Below are 3,718 nucleotides of genomic sequence, written 5' to 3' on the forward strand. Positions count from 1 at the left end.
GGCGGGCGGCGGCGGCCGACCGGGACCTCGACGCGGTGACGGTGCTCTTCGACGCGGCGGCCCGGTTCGTCGACCGGCTGCCCGGTGCGCGTACCGAGGTCTTCCTCGACCACGTGCTGGGCCAGCAGCTCCCTGCGGACACGTTGGCGCCGACCGGTGACCGGGGGGAGGCGGTCCGGCTGCTCACCGCGCACGCCGCCAAGGGCCTGGAGTGGGACGTGGTGGCGGTCGCCGGGGTGCAGGAGGGGATCTGGCCGGACCTGCGGCTGCGGGGCAGCCTGCTCGGCTCGGAACGGCTGGTCGACGTGCTCGCCGGGCGGGCCGACGGTACCGGCACGGTGGCCGGGTTGGTCGGGCAGACCTCGGCGCTGCTCGACGAGGAACGCCGGCTGTTCTACGTGGCGGTGACCCGGGCCCGGCGGCGGCTGCTGGTCAGCGCGGTCGACTCGGCGGCGGTCGGTGGCACCGACCACGAGGAACAGCCCAGCCGGTTCCTGTACGAACTGGGCCCGACCGTCCCGGCGGTCGCGCCGGGCGAGGCGGTGACCGTACCGGGCGACGCGCCGACAGCACCGGGCGACGACGGTCCGGTCGAGCTGCCGGTCGGCCGGCCGCCCCGGGCGCTCACCCTCGCCGCACTCGTCGCCGAGCTGCGTACCACGGTCACCGACCCGGCGGCGCCGCCCACCCGGCGGCACGCGGCGGCGGCCGAACTGGCCCGGATGGCCGCCGCCGGGGTGCCCGGCGCGCACCCGGACGAGTGGTGGGGGCTGCGCGGGCTCTCCGACGACCGTCCGCTGGTCGACGAGGGGGAACCGGTCCGGGTCACCCCGTCCAGCATGGAGAGCGCCCTCCGGTGCAGCCTGCGCTGGCTGCTGGAACGGCACGGCGGGACGGGACCGCCCAGCGCCGCGCAGGGCGTCGGCAACCTGGTGCACGCGGCGGCGATGCTGGCCGAGGACGCCAGTGCCGACCGGGGCAAGCTGCTGGAGTACGTCGCCGGCCGGTTCGACGCGATCGAGCTGGCCGCCCGGTGGATGACCGGGGCGGAACGGTCCCGCGCCGAGGCGATGGTCGACAAGCTGCTGCGCTGGCTGGCCGGTAATCCGCGCCGGCTGCTCGCCATCGAGCAGGAGTTCGCCGTCCGGCTCGACGACCCGGACCGCCCGGTCGAGCTGGTCGGCCGGGTGGACCGGCTGGAGGTCGACGCCGACGGCCGGCTCGTGGTGGTCGACCTGAAGACCGGCCGGACGACCGCCGCCACCGGTGCCGAGCTGGCCGAGCATCCGCAGCTCGGCGCGTACCAGGTGGCGGTGGAGTCCGGGGGGTTCGACGAGTTCGGTACGGAGTCGGGCGGGGCCGCCCTGGTGCAGCTCGGCACCACCGGCCGGGACGCCCGGGAGCAGACCCAGGCGCCGGTCGACGAGGCGGCCGAGGCGGGCTGGGCCAGGGCGATGGTCCGGCGGACCGCCGATACGATGGCCGCCGCCACCTTCGCCGCCGTCGCCAACAGCAAGTGCCGGGTGTGCCCGGTGCGGACGAGCTGCCCGGTGTCCGGGCAGGGGCGCCAGGTGGTCGAGCCGCCGACCGTCCGCCAGCCCGAGAGCCCACCGTGACCCAGCCCTCGCTGTTCCGTGCGCCCGCCCAGAAGCAGCGGACCGCCGACGCCGGTCCCCGCTACACCCCGGTCGAGCTGGCGCGGCTGCTGCGGCTGCCGGCCCCCACCCGTGAGCAGGCGGCCATCATCGCCGCCCCGGTCGAGCCGTTGCTGGTGGTCGCCGGGGCCGGTTCCGGCAAGACCGAGACCATGGCGGCCCGGGTGGTCTGGCTGGTCGCCAACTCGTACGTCCGGCCCGAGCAGATCCTCGGGCTCACCTTCACGCGTAAGGCCGCCGGTGAACTGGGCCACCGGGTCCGGACCCGGCTGGACCAGCTGGTCCGCCGGCTCGGCCGGTCCGACCGCGACCCGGCCGACGACGTGCTCGGTGGTGAACCGACGGTGGCCACCTACCACTCCTACGCGGCCCGGATCGTCACCGAGCACGGGCTGCGGTCCGGGTACGAGCCGGCCACCCGGCTGCTCACCGAGGCGTCCCGCTGGCAGCTGGTCGAGCTGCTGGTCCGCAACTACGACGGGGACATGTCCGAGGTGGACCGGGCCCCCGGCACCATCACCGACGCGGTGCTGGCCCTCGCCGGTGAGCTGGCCGAACACCTGGTCACCCCGGACGAGTTGGCCGCCTGGACCGGCCGGTTCTTCGCCGACGTGCAGTCCCGGCCCGGGCGGCTCTACGCCGACGTCCGGCGGGCGCTGACCGTGCAGCAGACCCGGCTGAAGCTGCTGCCTCTGGTCCGGGCGTACCAGCAGCGCAAGGACGACTTCGAGGCGATGGACTTCGGCGACCAGCTCTCCCGGGCCGCCCGGGTCGCCCGTGACCACCCGGAGGTCGGTGCGATCGAACGGGACCGGTACCGGGTGGTGCTGCTCGACGAGTACCAGGACACCAGCCACGCCCAGGTGGTCCTGCTGAACTCGCTCTTCGGCGGCGGCCACCCGGTCACCGCCGTCGGTGACCCCTGCCAGTCCATCTACGGCTGGCGCGGGGCCAGCGCCGGCACGCTGGACCGCTTCCCGGCCGAGTTCACCGGCACCGCCGGCCGGCCGGCGGAGACGCTTTCGCTGACCACCAGTTGGCGCAACCGGCCGGAGATCCTCCGGGTCGCCAACGCCCTGGCCGCCCCGTTGCGGGCCGCCGGGGCCCGGGTACCGGAGCTGCACCCGGCGTTGACCGTCGCCGAGCCGGTGCCGGGTCGTACCGGTCGGGGCGCGCCCGGCGGCACCGTGCACTGTGCCCTGCTGCCCAGCTACGCCGACGAGGCGGACTGGATCGCGGACAGTGTGCTCGCCGCCTGGCGGGGGGCTGCCCGGATGCCCGGTGCGCTGCCCGAGCAGATCCCGCTGGACCGCCGGCCGACCACTGCGGTCCTGGTCCGGCTGCGCAGCCAGCTGCCGGCCATCGAGACCGCGTTGCGGCAGCGGGGCCTGCCGGTGGAGGTGGTGGGGCTCGGGGGCCTGCTGGACACCCCGGAGGTCCGGGACGTGGTCTGCACGCTGCGGGTACTCGCCGATCCGACCGACGGGGCCGCGTTGCTGCGGCTGCTCACCGGTCCCCGCTGGCGGATCGGTCCCCGGGACCTGGTGGCGCTGCACCGTCGGGCGAAGACGCTCGCCTCGGCCCGGCGCGCCTCCCCGGGGCGACCGGCGGCGGAGGACGAGATCGTCACCGACCGGCTCGACGAGGCGACCCTGGTGGAGGCGCTGGCCGACCTCGGCCCGGCGCAGACGTACTCGGTCCAGGGCTATTCCCGGCTGCGCGCGTACGCCGAGGAACTGGCCCGGCTGCGTTACCGGCTGGACCAGCCGCTGCCGGACCTGGTCGCCGACGTGGAACGGACGATGGGGCTGGACGTGGAGGTCGCGGTCCGGGCCGGTCGGGGCGGTACCGGTGGCGACGCCGGGCTGGCCCGTGGCCACCTGGACGCCCTGGGCGACGTGGCCGCCCGGTTCGCCGGGGAGTCCGCCGGGGCGCCGCTGTCGGCCTTCCTCGCCTTCCTGGCCGCCGCCGAGGACTCGGAGCGGGGCCTGGCCCCCGGCGAGGTGGAGGTGGTGGAGGGGGCGGTGCAGCTGCTCACCGCGCACGCGGCCAAGGGGCTGGAG

General features: G+C 76.0%; 2 protein-coding genes. Both read left to right on the forward strand.

The window, feature by feature from the left end:
- Positions 1–1,616 (forward strand): PD-(D/E)XK nuclease family protein (locus tag GSF22_RS31820; protein WP_208817613.1); only part of this gene is annotated, 1,616 nt, incomplete at its 5' end.
- The coding region (locus tag GSF22_RS31825) for an ATP-dependent helicase (RefSeq protein ID WP_208817614.1) at positions 1,613–3,718 on the forward strand (2,106 nt) is incomplete at its 3' end. The genes GSF22_RS31820 and GSF22_RS31825, both read left to right, overlap by 4 nt.

The sequence above is a fragment of the Micromonospora echinofusca genome (genome assembly GCF_017614955.1).
GTDB lineage: Bacteria > Actinomycetota > Actinomycetes > Mycobacteriales > Micromonosporaceae > Micromonospora > Micromonospora echinofusca_A.